A 16,352-nucleotide genomic window follows, 5' to 3' on the forward strand; every position below is an offset into this window, starting at 1 on the left:
ATTTTAGCTTCGAAGCTGTTTAGCATCTTCAAAATTTACCTAAGTAGTCAGTCAAAAATAATCAAATATTTAGTATTGATATTATCGAGTACTTGGTGCAGATAAAAAGATAAAGAATCGAAGTTAAGGAAGGCCTTAAAATCGAGTCATTGGTTCAGCGATTGTTTACTCTTCACTACGCCATGCCTGTCAAACAGTTGTTCCCACATCTGGCTTAAGCTAAACTCCTTGCCGGTGGATTCCATTAACAGGAGCAACGGCAAAAACATCCAGTCACTCAGCCGCGAGCTGCTCGGCTCAATAAAACGACTCTGCCGGGCTAGTTGCTTCAAGGCTGGTTGGTCAAAGAGAAGGCTTAATCGAGCTAAAACTTCCTCTTCGGACACACTGCTGCTCCTGTGCGCTGCTTGTTCCATGCCCCAAAAACAACCAGGATCCGCCTTTTAATTCCTTAGCCGGTCGGATAGGGTGAAGACACCAACATGGGCCATATTTTTACTATTATTCGTAAGATGAATCAGCTTCTGTGTAAACTTATGATTAAAGCTGCCTACAAGCAGCTTTTTTAATTTTAGGGGTGAGCGGCTACCAAAATAAGCGCAGGATTCGTAGTTTTACCAGCTAAACCGCACTGGCATTATGGACGAACTTCAGGCACAGGCCCGTATTCAGGAACTTACGCAACGCATTCACTATTTAAATTATCAATATTACCAAAACAGCATTTCCGAAATAAGCGATTACGATTTCGACATGCTGCTCGACGAGCTTATTCGCTTAGAGAAAGAATACCCGCAATATCGTTTACCGAACTCCCCTACCCAACGGGTGGGTGGCACCGTTACGAAAACCTTTAATGCTGTTTTTCACAAATATCCCATGCTCTCGTTGAGCAATACGTACTCCGAAGAAGACTTGCGGGAATTTGACAAACGGGTACGAAAAGTATTGGAAGGCGACTTTGAATACATTTGCGAACAAAAATTTGATGGGGTTGCCATTAGTTTAACCTATCAGAATGGTGAATTAGCTATGGGGGTTACCCGGGGCGATGGTACCCGCGGCGATGATATTACTCAAAATATCCGCACCATTCGGGCGCTACCCCTGCATTTGCAAGCAGGTGATTATCCAACTGAATTTGAAGTACGCGGCGAAGCTTTTATGCCTTTCTCGGTTTTCCAGAAACTAAACGTGGAGCGGGAAGAATCAGGAGAAATATTACTGGCCAACCCTCGTAATGCTACTTCGGGTACTTTAAAACTGCAAGATTCCTCGGTGGTAGCCAAGCGTAAACTCAGTTGTTTTATGTATAGTTTGCTGGCGCAACCTTTGCCTTTTGATACGCATTCCGAGTCGCTGGAAGCTTTGCAACGCTGGGGTTTTCCGGTATCAGATACGTATCGCAAGTGTGCCACCCTGGAGGAAGTTCTGGCTTATATAAACGAATGGGAAACCAAACGCTTTACTTTGCCCATTGCCACCGATGGCATTGTAATAAAAGTAAATAATTTTCATCAGCAAGAAGAATTAGGCTATACAGCAAAGAGCCCTCGTTGGGCCATTGCGTATAAATACAAGGCCATGAGCGCTTCTTCGCGCCTGCAAAGTATCCGGTACCAGGTAGGCCGCACCGGAGCCGTTACGCCCGTAGCTTTGTTAGAACCCGTGCAACTGGCCGGTACTACCGTTAAACGGGCCTCCCTGCACAATGCCAACGAAATTTTGCGCTTAGATATTCACGAAGGGGATGTGTTGTTCGTAGAAAAAGGCGGAGAAATTATTCCTAAAATAACGGGCGTAGATAAAAGCCAGCGCTTACCCGATAGCCAACCGGTAAAATACCGCGATACTTGCCCCGCCTGCGGTACCCCATTGGTGCGTACCGAAGGCGAAGCCCATTTTTATTGCCCTAACGATACTGGCTGCCCTCCGCAGATTAAGGCTAAAATTGAACATTTTATTACCCGCCGGGCCATGAACATCGAGAACCTGGGTCCTGAAACTATTGAGCAACTCTACGAAGAAGGTTTAGTGCGCAACGTAGCCGACCTGTACGATCTTCGGTTTGAGCAATTGGTGCATCTGGAGCGCTTAGGCGAAAAATCTGTTAACAACCTTTTAACCGGTATCGAAAAATCAAAAGAGGTTCCTTACGATCGGGTATTGTTTGCCATAGGTATCCGGTTTGTGGGCAGTACGATAGCCCGTAAAATTGCCGATCGGTTTGCCAGCATTGAGACTCTGCAGGCGGCTAGTTACGAAGATTTGATTAGCGTGCCCGAAATTGGCGACCGCATTGCACTTTCTATTTTGAGTTATTTTAAAACGGAAGATAACTTACAGCTGCTCGAACGCTTAAAAGCAGCTGGTTTACAATTTAGCCGGGAAGAAAAAGTAAATAAAACAGAAGCCTCTACCAAGTTAACCGGCCTTACCTTTGTTATTTCGGGAGTATTTGAAACCCACAGCCGCGACGAAATACAAGATTTAATCACCCAAAACGGCGGTAAAGTGGTTAGTTCGATATCAAAGAAATTATCGTACCTGGTAGCCGGCGACAAAATGGGACCCGCTAAACTGGAAAAAGCCAATGAGTTAGGTATTAAAATAATTTCTGAAGCTGAATTCCTGGAAATGATTGCCTAAGTTTAACTGTTCTGTATTGCTTATGAACCTGTTATAAACAGCTTATAGCGGTATTTTTTTATTACAAAGCTTATTCTTTATTCGCATAAATGTTACCAGCAAGGATTTTATACTTTGAAATATTTCAGGCACTCCGTACTTTTGAAAGAAGAAGCTTGAATAGAGTAGCTTTTTTTTCAAATTTTAACGCATGAAAAGTTTACGCGGCACCGGAGTAGCCCTTATTACCCCTTTCACCCAGGACTTAGCTATTGATTTCGATAGCTTAAAAAAGCTGCTTCATTTTACCGTACAAGGTGGAGTTGATTACCTGGTGGTAAACGGCACTACCGCAGAATCGCCGACAACTACGGATGCGGAAAAAGAACAAATTCTGGCTTTTGTTAAAGATTTTACACAAGGTAAACTCCCCTTGGTTTACGGCGTCGGCAGTAATGACACCAGAAGTCTTGTAGAAACTATTAAAAAGACTGATTTTTCCGGAATTCAGGCAATTCTATCTGTTAGCCCTTATTACAATAAACCTTCGCAGCAAGGTCTTTACCAGCATTATATTCAGCTTGCCGATGCTTGCCCGGTACCCGTAATATTGTATAACGTTCCCGGCCGAACGGCCAGTAACGTAACTGCCGAAACTACCCTTAAATTAGCCAAGCACCCTAACATTATTGGCATAAAAGAAGCTTCCGGTAACTTAGAACAATGTTTGCAACTGGCAAAACACAAATCCGCTGATTTTATGTTAATTAGCGGCGACGATTTGCTAACCGTGCCTATGATTTCGTTTGGTGCCGAAGGAGTAATATCGGTTTTGGCAAATGCATTCCCGGAAAAGTTTAGCAAAATGGTAAAGTTAGCCTTAGACAATAACTTTCCGGAAGCTACTAAACTTCTTTTCGATTTTGTTGATATTAATCCGTTAATGTACGAAGAAAGCAATCCGGTAGGAGTAAAAGCAATATTAGAAATGCTCGGAATCGCTCAGCCTCATGTGCGTTTACCGCTGGTAGATGCTACTATGGCTTTAAAATCCAAACTACAGAAGTTGCTTTAACCGGGTTTATGAAGAAGTAATCACATTTTAGCTGAAGCTTAAACTATTTACCTTTCAGTATCACACTAAAAAGGCCTGGTTATTTAAATAACCAGGCCTTTTTAGTTTAAATAACAGAAAAAGTAATTTCTTTACCAGCCACTCGCCAACACATCGGCGATGTGCATGGTTTTAATGGGTTTGTTATTGCGTTTTATATATCCGTCCAGGTGCATGAGGCAACTCGTATCCGTAGAAACAATGTATTTGGCTCCCGTACTTAAAGCGTTTTCTACTTTTTGCTCGGCCATAGCCGTTGAAATAGATTCAAATTTAACTGCGAAAGTACCACCGAACCCACAACAAGTATCCGTTTCGGGCATTTCTATTAAGTTTAACCCGGTAACATTCTGTAACAAACGCCGGGGCGCTTCTTTAATGCCGCATTCCCGCAAAGCACTGCACGAATCATGATACGTAATCGATCCATCCAGGCGAGCGCCCGGAATGGTATCAATTAGTAAAACATCTACCAAAAACTCAGTCAATTCAAATACCTTGCGTTCCATGTTCCGGTAGTTAATAAACTTAGACGTAGTCACGAACATGTCGGTGTAAGCATTGCGTATCATACCCACGCAAGATGCCGAGGGACTTACAATATAATCGGTATTTTCGGCGGAAAAGTCATCTAGAAATTTATGTGCCACCTGACAGCTTTCGTCTAAAAAACCGGCATTATAGGCGGGTTGCCCGCAACACGTTTGATTCGGATTATACCGTACCTCACACCCTACTCTTTCGAGCACTTTTACCATATTTATACCGGTTTCGGGGTACAATTGGTCAACAAAACAAGGAATAAATATATCAACTACAGGTTTCGCCATTTCTCAGGAAGTAAAGACAGTTCCGGCTAGGGTCAGCGCCGTTTCAAATGCTTTTTTATTAAAATTCAAAGGTACGCCAATATTTTCAAAATAGGTGACCAAATTTTCTGTGGCCATGTTGCCAGTAAGCTTATCGGAGGCCATAGGGCAACCACCAAATCCTTTTAAAGCTCCATCGAATCGGGTACATCCGGCATTATAAGCAGCTTTTACTTTATCCAGCCAGTTTAATGGTTGTACGTGCAAATGAGCCCCAAATTCAATCTGCGGAAAGGCCGGAATTAGATTTTGAAATAGGTATTGAATAGTAGCTGGTTGGGCTAGGCCTACGGTATCGGAAAGAGATATAATTTGTATGCCTAAATTAGATAGTTTTTGTGCAAAATTAAGTACTGTTTCGGCACTCCAGGGGTCTTGATAAGGATTGCCGAAACCCATGGATAAATACGTAACTAAAGTTTTATTTCGTTGCAGACATAGATCCTGAATGCGGGCTAATTCGGTGAAAGCTTCGGTAATGGATTTGCGGGTATTACGCTGCTGAAACGTTTCGGACAAGGATAAAGGAAAACCCAAATAAGAAATTTTTTCCTGCACAGCGGCTTGTTCTGCACCCCGTAAATTTGCCACAATCGCCAGCAATTTAGTAGAAGTATAGCTTAAATCCAGAGCATCCAGCACTTGCGGTGTATCTGCCATCTGCGGAATTGCTTTCGCCGACACATAACTTCCAAAATCTAAAGTATGAAAACCTACCGCCAGCAAATGCTGCAAATAAGTAATTTTTAGCTCCGTAGCAATTTTACTTTTTATTCCCTGCGTGGCATCGCGGGGGCATTCAACTATTTTCATAAGTGGGCTGCATTCCAGTATCAATTTACTAAAATATATGCAAAGAGACATTAATATCAAGATAATAGATGCTAGACTATTGTGTGATTAAATAATTGAAGTTCTAAACCTTTCTACAATAATCTGGCATTTAATATATAAAGCTATTTATGTCCACTTACTTATTCAATTCCATGTTTACAAAATTCCTTTCTGCCACGAATAAATTTGCTTTAAGTAAATAATAAATCTTCCGAATTTATATGACTACAGTTCGTACAATTCTACAAAAGTTAAGGTAGTAAGCTCGATTTCTTCAATTTCAGGAGTAAAACAAAATAGGTAAACAGACTTAGTTTAATCAAATAAGACGGCATTTACTATCTTTGAAACATCTTTTATCATCAAATTACTCAATCAAATTGAAAATTGCTGCGATAGATATTGGTTCGAATGCCATTCGGTGTCAGATTTCCAACGTATTTATTTACGAAGGAAAGCCCATTTTTAAGCGACTGGAATACATACGTTACCCCATGAAGCTGGGACAGGATGTATTTGCTACCGGTATTATTTCCGAAGCCCGCGAAATTAAATTTATTAAATTTCTGCACGCCCTTAAATTACTCATGGAGGTGCACGAAGTAGAACATTACTTAGTTTGTGCTACCTCAGCCATGCGCATGGCCCAAAATGCCCCGGAAATAATTAAGCGGGTGTACGATTTGCTAGACGTGCAAATTGAGGTGATTGATGGTTTTAGTGAAGCCGAATACATAAATAAAGTAATTCATAATTTACTTGATGACAAAAATTACCTGCATATTGATGTTGGCGGCGGCAGTACTGAGTTTAACGTGTACGTCGATCACCAAAAAATATCTTCTCAGTCTTTTGAACTGGGCTCCATCCGGCAACTACAGCATAATGGCCGGAGCGAAATGTGGGAAGTAATGAAAGAATGGGTAAAAAATAATACGCATAAAAACCAGGTTACCCGCGCCATTGGTACGGGTGGTAATATTAATAAAATTTATGAGCTAGCTGGCAAAACCAGCGGTAAACCTATTTTCAAAAAGCAAATAGAAGAAATTGTGGATCAGTTGGAGAATATGACAATGGAAGAACGGCAAAGTGTTTTACTACTCAACCCCGACCGGGCCGATGTAATTGTACCTGCCGCGCGTATTTACCTTTCGGCGATGAATTGGGCCCGGGTAGAAAGTATGTTGGTTCCTACAGTTGGCTTAAAAGATGGTATGTTGCAAGCTCTTTACGAGAAGCATAAAGCGGAATTAACAACCGTTTAATATTTAATAAATCGTATTAAAGAACTATCCTAGATTTTGCTTGCTAGTAAGCGTTTTCTTTGGAGACTTGGAAAGACTCCAAAGAACAACATCAAAGTCTGTTATACAACTACTGCTTACATTGGGTATAACTTTATTCAAACTTTGTTGAAACACAAAAAAGGCACGATTTTTCACTCGTGCCTTTTTTGTGTAATTCTTCTTTTAGAATTTATACGTTTACTAATCCAAATCTGCCTGAGGTTCAGGATTGGCAGCAGCTTCTATTTCTTCAATCGAAAGCGAAGTTTCATCCATTGATAATAAAGAATCTTCGTCGGAACCTAATTCATCATCCGATACTAACTGGGCTTGGCGAACATTTTTAGCATCTGTAACTTTTGGTGCAGGAACCGTTACCGCTTGCTGTAAATACTGCTGTAAAGAAAAACTATCTACTAATTTCTCAGGCGTTAATTTATAAAACTCTTGGTGCAGGTTAAATACTTCGTCGGTTTCCTGTTTTTTAATGTACGCTCCGTCCTCGCGCATTACATAGGTATTTTGGTTATCTTTTAAATTATACTTCAGGATAGTTATCGCTTCTTTTTTGAGTTGTTCGTCCACAATCAGGAATAAAGCCTCAATGCGGCGATCAAAACTCCGCACCATAATATCGGCACTTCCTCCCAATACTTTTGGATCGTTGTTGTTATGGAAATAGAATAAACGGGTATGTTCCAGGTATTCTCCCACAATAGACGAAACCGAAATATTTTCGCTCAACGATTTACGGCCGGGCCGCAAACAACAAATGCCCCGTACAATTAACCGGATAGGAACACCCGCTTTAGACGCCTTGTATAATTCGTCAATTATTTCTTTATCTTCCAGCGAATTCATTTTCATTACAATGCCGCTGGGTAATCCCCGGCGGGCATTACGGGCTTCGGTGCGAATAAGCTCGGCAATCTGGTGCCGCATGTCTTTCGGCGCCGTAATTAAATATTGGTAATCGTTGGGCAGGGAGTGGCCGGTAATTACATTAAAAAATTCCGAAACATCGTGCGCGTATACCTCATTAGTAGTAAGTAAGCTGATATCGGTGTATAATTTACTCGTTTGTTCGTTATAATTACCGCTGCCAATGTGTACGTACCGGGTTACTTTTTCATCCTCCTTCCGGATAATCATCATCATTTTGGTGTGGGTTTTATACTTACTCACCCCATAAATAACAAAGCAACCGGCCTTTTCCAGTCGTTCGCCTTCTTTAATGTTGCGTTCTTCGTCAAAGCGGGCTTTTACCTCAAATAACACCGACACGCTTTTCCCGTTCTCGGCCGCTTTTAACAAAGCCGCCGTAACCCGCGATTGATCGGCTAAACGATAAATAGTTTGCTTAATACCCAGCACGTATGGATCTTCCGCCGCTTTTTCGAGTAACTGCACCATTGGCTCAATGCTGTTGTAAGGATGGTGCAACAGAACATCCCGTTCTTTTAAATACGCAAATAAATCTTCGTTCTCATCCGAAGGCAACGAAAAAGGCTGCACCGGCGAAGGTTGACGAAATAATTTATCGCGAAACTGGTTGTGCTTAATAATTTGCCAAAGCCCTTTCAGGTCAATGAGGTTAGTAGCCGTAAAGATATTAGCATTATCAATGGCCCATCGCTCCTTTAAAGCTTTCATTAAATAAGGCGAAGTATTTCTTTCTACTTCTAACCGTACCACTCGGCCTTTCTTCCGGGTTTTTAACTTTATTTTTATTTCCTGAAGAAAATCGGCATCAATATCATCGCTTTCTTCGAGGGTAAAATCGCCATTACGGGTAATCCGGAATAAATCTACGGATACTATTTCGACGTTACGGAAAAGCTTCTTGATGCGCCAACGGATAATATCCTCGATGGGTACGAAGATAATTTTTTCTTTGCGCTGAAATTCGTAGAACCGCGATAAGTTCGGGGGAATCTGCACAAAGGTAAGCCGATGCTGGGCTTTAATTTCGTCGTTGGTTTTGGTAATTACCCCAAAGATCAATATTTGGTTCATGAGCAACGGAAACCCATGGTAATTATCATACATCATGGGGGTTAAAAGCGGATAAATTGTATTTTTAAAATACTTATCCACTTTCTTTTGCTCTACCTCGGTTAAGCTTTCAATTTTACAAATATCAAATCCGTTTTTCTCGAAATGCGGTTTAAGCTCTTCGTTAAAAGTTAAATAGGCATCGTTTACAAACCGGTGCGCTAATTCCAGTAATTTTTTCCGGAAAGGTAACTCCCGCAAACCCGAGTAATCTACCCGTTCTTTGCCGTAATCAATGTAATTATATAAACTTCCCACCCGAATCATAAAAAACTCATCGAGGTTAGAAGAAGTTATAGCCAAAAACTTAAGGCGGTCGAAGATGCTTTTAGAAGAATCTTTTACCTGGTCGAGCACCCGGTAATTAAACCGCAGCCAACTTAAGTCGCGGCTGATGTATTTACTCTTACGGATTTGGTCAGAAATTTTATTTGGATTCATCGTACGTTTCAACAAGTATATGTCTGCTTTTGCCGCGTTCTCTTCCTATTGTAGTACGCTTTTAAAAGCCGGCGGTTTAATGCTATGGCAATCGTGCTAATTACGAATTTATTTAAAAATACAAGCAAATAAAAAACAAAAAAGCTTGCCGGAGCAAGCTTTTTTGCAGAACAAGTATTAATAACAAATTAACGTTAAAAACCAGTTTAAATTACTTTTATTGTGTTAATAAACAGTTAACATTTAAAAACAAAATGCATTAAGCATCAATATTGGCGTACTTCGCATTGCGTTCAATAAAATCGCGGCGGGGTGCTACTTCGTCGCCCATCAACATCGAAAATAAATGATCTGCCTCAGCCGCCGACTCAATCGTAACTCGCTTTAAACTGCGGGTCTCCGGGCGCATGGTGGTAGTCCAGAGTTGTTCCGGGTTCATTTCTCCTAAACCTTTGTACCGTTGTACCCCCACGCTGTCTTCTTTGCCTTTGCCTAATTCCTGAACAGCTTCTATGCGGTCTTGTTCGGTCCAGCAATAACGTTCTTCTTTTCCTTTTTTTACTAAATAAAGTGGCGGTAAGGCAATATAAATGTAGCCATTATCAATCAGCTCGCGCATGTACCGGAAAAAGAAGGTTAATATCAAGGTCCGGATGTGCGAACCGTCAATATCCGCATCCGTCATGATAATAACCCGGTGATAACGAAGTTTTTCCATGTTCAAGGCCTTATGATCCTCGGGTGTACCAAAGGTTACCCCTAAAGCCGTAATCATATTTTTAATTTCTTCGTTCTCGTAAATGCGATGTTCCTGCGCTTTTTCTACGTTCAGAATTTTACCGCGTAAAGGCAAAATAGCTTGAAATTTACGATCGCGGCCTTGTTTAGCCGAACCACCCGCCGAGTCACCCTCCACAAGGTATAGTTCGCAGTTAGCTGGTTCCGAATCGGCGCAGTCGGCTAGTTTACCCGGTAAACCCGTGCCAGATAAAACACTTTTACGCTGCACCATTTCGCGGGCTTTACGCGCCGCTTGGCGGGCCTGGGCCGCTAATACTACTTTCTGAATAATAATTTTAGCTTCGCGCGGATTTTCTTCCAGAAATTGGTTCAGCATTTCGCCTACGGCCGTATCTACAGCTCCCATTACTTCGGAGTTACCTAATTTGGTTTTGGTCTGGCCCTCGAATTGCGGCTCTTGTACCTTTACCGAAATTACCGCCGTTAAGCCTTCCCGGAAATCGTCACCTTGAATATCTACTTTGGCTTTTTCCAACATCCCTGACCGGTCGGCGTAGGCTTTTAAAGTACGGGTAAGCGCCCGCCGGAAACCAGCCACGTGAGTACCGCCTTCAATGGTATTAATGTTATTTACGTAGGAGAATATGTTTTCGGTATAAGAAGAGTTATACTGTAAAGCAATCTCGATCGGAATATTATTCTTCTCGCTTTCTATGTAAACGGGCTCTGGAATTAAATTTTCCCGGGTTTCTTCTAAATAACTTACAAATTCCCGTAACCCGCCTTCCGAATAAAAAGATTCGGTTAAAGGTTTACCTTCAGCATCTATTTCGCGTAGGTCTTTTAAGTTAATGCGAATGCCTTTGTTTAGAAATGCTAATTCGCGTAAGCGACTGGCAATGGTATCGTATTTATATTCGGTGGTCGTAAAAATACTATCATCGGGTTTGAAATGAACGGTAGTACCGTGCTTATCGGTTTCGCCAATTTCTTTTACGTCGTACTGCGGAATACCAATTTTATATTCTTGCTGAAAAACTTTGCCATCCCGGTAAACAGTTACTTCCAGGTCGGTAGAAAGGGCATTCACGCAGGATACCCCTACCCCGTGCAAGCCACCCGAAACTTTATAAGTATCTTTATCGAACTTACCACCGGCGTGCAACACCGTCATAACTATTTCCAGGGCGGAGCGGCCTTCTTTCGTATTAATACCCGTTGGAATACCCCGGCCATTATCGGACACTGTAATTGAATTATCAGGATTGATGGCTACATCAATGGTATCGCAGTATCCAGCTAATGCCTCATCGATACTGTTATCCACTACCTCCCAAACTAAATGATGAAGACCTTTAATACCAATATCACCAATATACATGGCTGGCCGCTTCCGGACAGCTTCTAATCCTTCTAGAACTTGTATACTATCTGCCGAATAATCGGAAACTTTTCTTTCTTGAACTTCACTCATATGGATGTTTTATGCCGTCTGACTTTAATCTGTAAAGTTACCTTTTTTATTTGGTTTTACCAGAATTAAAGCGTAACGGATTTCTATAACTTTGATAATATAACAAATAATTCTTTAAAAAAATTTATATAAATAGAGGTATTACTTTATAAACCCTTCATTTTTTTAGAATTTCTGTAGCGGCCGTTTTGTGATAGAAATACTGGTTTATTCAAACCTGTTTTTTGTTCCAATTAAATTATTCAGGATTGATTTAAAATGAATTTATAGGTTCTTATTATTTTCATCATTCAAGAAAATAATAAGAACCATTAAACCTTTTAGCAACCGAACCTTCTTCTGTGGTTAAAATCTACTTTAAAGATAATTTTACTATTATCTAAAGTCAGAATTCATGTTTTATCTTTTTTTGAGCTAGCCACCTAAAAATGCAAAGCATCTTAATCCATTATATAATTTAGATGCTAATGTTATGAATTATGAGCTTACGTGAATTAATCTTTCCCTTTACTTTACTGCTTTTGCACCTGAAAAACATCTGTTAATAGTAAAATTTTTACTTTTCAAGGATTATTACCCCTTTATTTAAGGCACTCATTAATTTTTTTTTATAATTTTAATAGAAATAGCTTTCTTTTTACGGATATTTCTAAAATATTTGCGTAATTACTTTAATCAATAAATAAAATACTGAACCTATTTAAATGTAATTTCCGTGAAAGAACGTTTATCTGCCATTCCCTTCCTTATTTTAGTTGCTCTAAGCATTTTAGGCCTTATTTTCTCCAATATCCCTTCTAAACCAATGTCTACTGACGGAATTATTGCCGGAGATGTAGCGTGGATGTTGGGGGCAGCTGGTTTGGTTTTACTCATGACTCCAGGTCTAGCTTTGTTTTACGGCGGTATGGTTAGTGCTAAAAACATGATCTCTACCATGCTCCAGAGCTTTATTTGTATGGGCATTATAAGCGTACTGTGGGTAGTTGTAGGTTTTAGTTTAGCTTTCGGCGATTCTATTGGAGGCTTAATTGGTGATCCCAGAACTTATTTTATGTTCCGCGGCATTTTAGAAAGTAAACCCTGGACTTTGGCGAGTACCATTCCGCTGGTGTTATTTGCTTTTTTTCAACTAAAATTTGCGGTTATTGCTCCGGCCCTGATAACCGGTTCTTTCTCCGAACGCATTCGTTTTACTTCTTATATTTTGTTTGTGTGTTTGTTCAGTATGTTTATTTACGCTCCTATTGCGCACTGGACCTGGCACCCCGATGGTATATTGTTTAAAATGGGCGTACTCGATTTTGCGGGTGGCACTGTGGTTCATATTTCGGCGGGTTGTGCGGCTTTGGCAGCGGCCTTATACCTGGGTCAACGGAAAACCGGCGAACTGCATACTACTCCGGCCAATATTCCTTTTGTGTTAATTGGTACCGGGCTGCTTTGGTTTGGCTGGTTTGGTTTCAACGCGGGTTCAGCGGTTGGGGCGAATATATTAGCTGCTATTGCTTTGGCTACTACTAACACGGCGGCTGCTTCGGCAGGATTTGCCTGGATTTTGTTTGATGCGGTAAAAGGCAAAAAACCTTCGGCTTTAGGGTTTTGTATTGGTTCGGTAGTGGGTTTGGTAGCCATTACGCCAGCCGCCGGCTATGTTACGATTCCAAACAGTATTTTTATTGGTACTGCGGCTAGTTTAATCAGTAATATGGTAGTCGCCTGGCGGGCCAAATCTTCCATCGACGATACTTTAGATGTGTTTCCTTGCCACGGAGTGGGCGCTATTGTGGGTACACTTTTAACCGGAGTTTTCGCGCATCAAGCCATTAATCCGGCTAACACCACCGGCAATGGTTTACTTTACGGCGAAACAAAGTTGTTTTTAATGCATCTGGCTGCTTTGGGCATTGTAATTGGCTTTTCTTTCTTTGGGTCTTTAATTCTCTTAAAAATAACAGATCTTATCTCGCCGCTGGGTGTAACCCGCGAAGAAGAATTAGTAGGATTGGATTTAACGCAACACGGCGAACAAGTACTGGAAGTACTGGCCCCGGTTTAAGCTTGTAGAGGGTACCAGTCAAGCAATTGCTTGTTACCGTCTGCTATTACCTTATATTTAAAATCTATAAACGGCTGGTAACTAAACTTACTGGCCGTTGTAATTTCAGGCAAATGCAAACAGTATTTCTATCTAATATTAAAAGCCAATGCCCAATAATTTTAGCCCGGTTCAATAGGTAATCTATAGAAATGCGGGCGCCTGCTCGCAATAGGTAAAAAGTAATAAGTTTAAATATCCGGGCCTCTTACTTTTACCCAGTCGCATATAATAATTAGTAAATACTACCTCGTATAAAACACTTTATTCAATTGACTTTTTACCAGTTTTAACGTTTGAGGCAAACAACACTCTATTCATTGTTTGGGCTCAGGTAAAATTAAAGTTTGTTAAAACTAGCCACTCTCCATTTAATAATTACCGCTTACTTGCTTTTAGCAAAATTTGCTGATGTCATGTTTTATCAACTTTGTCGTTGTCATCAACTTTAACGGAATTTAATACGGGCAAATGGATATGAAACTTTACAGCAATTACTCTAATTACTATAACTGTTAGTGCCGCAATAAGCTCTGTTACACTCCTCGAAAGGTTAAACTCAACGCACGTAAAATATACCACTCCGCCCATTACACAAGCAAGAGCATAAATATCTCTTCGCAATAATAATGGTACTTCATTTATCAACACATCCCGGATAAGACCACCCGCTGATCCGGTAATAGTGCCCATAACAATACAAACCCAAAAAGGCAAGTGCGCTTCGAAACTCTTGCTTAAACCCACTACGGTAAATAATCCCAGTCCAATAGCATCCATCAGAAACAAGGTACTCCCCCATTTAAAGATTTTATTTGTAAACAGTAAAGATACCAGGAGCGCGACACCTGTTGTTAGGAAATATTTACCATCCAGCATCCAAAATGGCGTTACATCTAATAGTAGATCTCTTGTGGTCCCACCACCAATTGCCGTTACTAAACCAATCACATAAGCCCCAAACCAGTCGATTTGTTTACCAGAAGCTAATCGTATACCGCTAATAGCAAAAGCAAAGGTTCCTATTAAATCAAGTATCGTTAAAAAAGTCTCTTCCAATTAAAATGATTTTGTTTATTAACTAAGCTACTCAACCCCAATAATGTGAGTTGCTGTACCCTACCGTTATTTTTTCATTATCAATAAAATTACATATCCATTGATTTATATAACAAATGACCTAATAAAAAAGTAAAAAGCTGGAAAGTAAGCCTAAAAGTATCATTGAATCAGATTTAACACCACCAGCCATCCATTTCCAGTTAATTGCTAAATCCAAGTAAAGAGTCGGAATCTAAATAATTGATAAAATTGGCTACAATATTAAGGATTATTCTTAAACCAGTTAAGTCAATACTCTATCAATTTTGTATGTTTTAAAGATCTAATTAATTGCTAAAACACTAGCAGCAATAAAGCATATATCATATAGAATTAAAAGTATAGATGAATGGAAAACCAAAGTAGATTTTAGAATAATGCTGCTGGGGATTTACTAATTTTTTACTAAAAGCTTCCGAATTAATATACCAAAAGAAGCACCAGGTTTTTCTTAGGCTAATATATTGAAAACTAACATTTAAATAAGAAGTGGGTTCTGTATTAAAACGCAAAACAAGTTCTAAAAAGGCTGGAAGATTAACTTTCTCCGGCCTTTATATTTAAGCAGATGCTTCGCTTACTTATTTTTAAATTCGTACGCTATTACTTTATTGGTATAAAATGTAGGCACCAGTAATAACTTTTTTTGAGGAATATAGGCTAAATCCGCGCAATTAATTTTAGCTGCTTTACTATCTATTAGCTTCGTAACCTGGCCAGTCGCGGTAATGTAATTTATTTCGCCGCTAAAGTTTGTGACAAAGAAATCGCCGTTTCCTACCGGTGCAATGCCATCGCTGCCGCCTAAGTTCTGCGCAATTTTTCGTAAATGCTTGGTGTTTTTATCTACTTCGTAAAAGATACCACCCCCGCTCAATTCTAACAAATAAAATCTATCGTTGTGAGCTAATATCCCATTCACCCGTTTCAGTTGCTCACTTTTCAGCCAAAGCTCGGGTTGATTCTTTACAACTTTAAATACAAGACCTAAATTAGAATCGGAGGCATAAATACTCCCTTGCTCATCTATGGTTAAATCGTTTAGAAAAGCCGCACCGGGTATTTCAATATCGTGCACGCGTTTGCCGGTTTTCACATCCAAAGCTACTATTTTGGTTATATCTACTACATACAAAAGGCCTTTGTACAAACTCATACCTTTAGGAGCATCTAAACCGGTTATCCATTCGGCTTTTTCTACTTTGCCATCCAGGCCAATCCGACTGATATAGCCATTACCATCTTTATCGTCGGGTTGGCCATTTACGCAAGAAGCATAGAGAATTTTATTTTCTTTATCATACACCACCGATTCTGTAATTTTTAAGCCTGCGTCGGTTTCCCACTTTTTCTCAAGGCGTAAGGTTTGACCCGTAACCGGATTACTGATCTGGGAAAAACTAAATAATATTCCGGCTACTAAACCTTTCATCACATGTTTCATGGGGTGTATTTGTAAATTTTAAAGAGTAATATTTTTAATTAAAAATTCAACAAAGCTTGGTTACGCATTGCTTACAATGAACTTGTTTAGAATTTTGTAAAACAATTAAATCAAGAAAACTATATCTTCCTGAATTTAAAAGCATGCTATTATAGACTAAATCAGCAAAAATCAATTTTAAATCTACACTATAAAACTGATATAAAATCATCAGCAATTATATGTTTAGGTATTTAGTTTTAAAGTAATATTACTATTAGCTGA

At 40.0% G+C, this 16,352-nt stretch carries 11 protein-coding genes; 4 read left to right on the forward strand and 7 right to left on the reverse strand.

The features are described 5' to 3' along the window. Nucleotides 1-146: 146 nt before the first annotated feature. Entirely contained in the window at nt 147-416 is a 270-nt protein-coding gene (locus HUW48_RS16025) for a hypothetical protein (RefSeq protein ID WP_182411913.1), read from the reverse strand. A gap of 223 nt (nt 417-639) precedes the next feature. Between HUW48_RS16025 and ligA the strand changes: the two genes are divergently transcribed. Both ligA and dapA read left to right on the forward strand, forming a co-directional pair. After that, nucleotides 640-2,649, forward strand: a complete 2,010-nt coding sequence (gene ligA, locus HUW48_RS16030) for an NAD-dependent DNA ligase LigA (protein WP_182411914.1) — start codon at nt 640-642, stop codon at nt 2,647-2,649. Nucleotides 2,650-2,839: 190 nt separating this feature from the next. Continuing rightward, entirely contained in the window at nt 2,840-3,703 is an 864-nt protein-coding gene (gene dapA, locus HUW48_RS16035) for a 4-hydroxy-tetrahydrodipicolinate synthase (RefSeq protein ID WP_182411915.1), read from the forward strand. A 131-nt stretch (nt 3,704-3,834) separates the two neighbouring features. Here dapA and HUW48_RS16040 read toward each other — a convergent pair whose 3' ends face one another. After that, nucleotides 3,835-4,572 (reverse strand): (Fe-S)-binding protein, encoded by a 738-nt coding sequence (locus HUW48_RS16040; protein WP_182411916.1) that lies wholly within the window; start codon nt 4,570-4,572, stop codon nt 3,835-3,837. Between the two features lie 3 nt (nt 4,573-4,575). Beyond that, nucleotides 4,576-5,424 (reverse strand): hydroxymethylglutaryl-CoA lyase, encoded by an 849-nt coding sequence (locus tag HUW48_RS16045; RefSeq protein ID WP_182411917.1) that lies wholly within the window; start codon nt 5,422-5,424, stop codon nt 4,576-4,578. Nucleotides 5,425-5,825: 401 nt separating this feature from the next. Between HUW48_RS16045 and HUW48_RS16050 the strand changes: the two genes are divergently transcribed. Next, nucleotides 5,826-6,713 (forward strand): Ppx/GppA phosphatase family protein, encoded by an 888-nt coding sequence (locus HUW48_RS16050; RefSeq protein WP_182411918.1) that lies wholly within the window; start codon nt 5,826-5,828, stop codon nt 6,711-6,713. 222 nt (nt 6,714-6,935) lie between these two features. Here HUW48_RS16050 and ppk1 read toward each other — a convergent pair whose 3' ends face one another. Both ppk1 and gyrB read right to left on the reverse strand, forming a co-directional pair. Beyond that, entirely contained in the window at nt 6,936-9,230 is a 2,295-nt protein-coding gene (ppk1, locus tag HUW48_RS16055; protein WP_182411919.1) for a polyphosphate kinase 1, read from the reverse strand. Between the two features lie 259 nt (nt 9,231-9,489). Further along, nucleotides 9,490-11,445: a DNA topoisomerase (ATP-hydrolyzing) subunit B gene (gyrB, locus tag HUW48_RS16060; protein ID WP_182411920.1), complete on the reverse strand. Its 1,956-nt coding sequence runs from the start codon at nt 11,443-11,445 to the stop codon at nt 9,490-9,492. Between the two features lie 715 nt (nt 11,446-12,160). On the opposite strand from gyrB, the gene HUW48_RS16065 reads away from it, so the two are divergent. After that, the gene (locus tag HUW48_RS16065) at nt 12,161-13,504 is read left to right on the forward strand and encodes an ammonium transporter (RefSeq protein WP_246343507.1); all 1,344 of its coding nucleotides are present in this window, start codon (nt 12,161-12,163) and stop codon (nt 13,502-13,504) included. Between the two features lie 453 nt (nt 13,505-13,957). Here the strand turns inward: HUW48_RS16065 and HUW48_RS16070 are convergent, their stop codons facing one another. Then, nucleotides 13,958-14,602 carry a trimeric intracellular cation channel family protein gene (locus HUW48_RS16070; RefSeq protein WP_182411921.1) on the reverse strand — a complete coding sequence of 215 codons (645 nt, stop codon included), beginning with the start codon at nt 14,600-14,602 and terminating at the stop codon, nt 13,958-13,960. Between the two features lie 619 nt (nt 14,603-15,221). After that, nucleotides 15,222-16,088, reverse strand: a complete 867-nt coding sequence (locus tag HUW48_RS16075) for an SMP-30/gluconolactonase/LRE family protein (protein ID WP_182411922.1) — start codon at nt 16,086-16,088, stop codon at nt 15,222-15,224. Nucleotides 16,089-16,352: the final 264 nt, after the last annotated feature.

The sequence above is a fragment of the Adhaeribacter radiodurans genome, assembly GCF_014075995.1.
In the GTDB taxonomy this organism is placed as follows: domain Bacteria; phylum Bacteroidota; class Bacteroidia; order Cytophagales; family Hymenobacteraceae; genus Adhaeribacter; species Adhaeribacter radiodurans.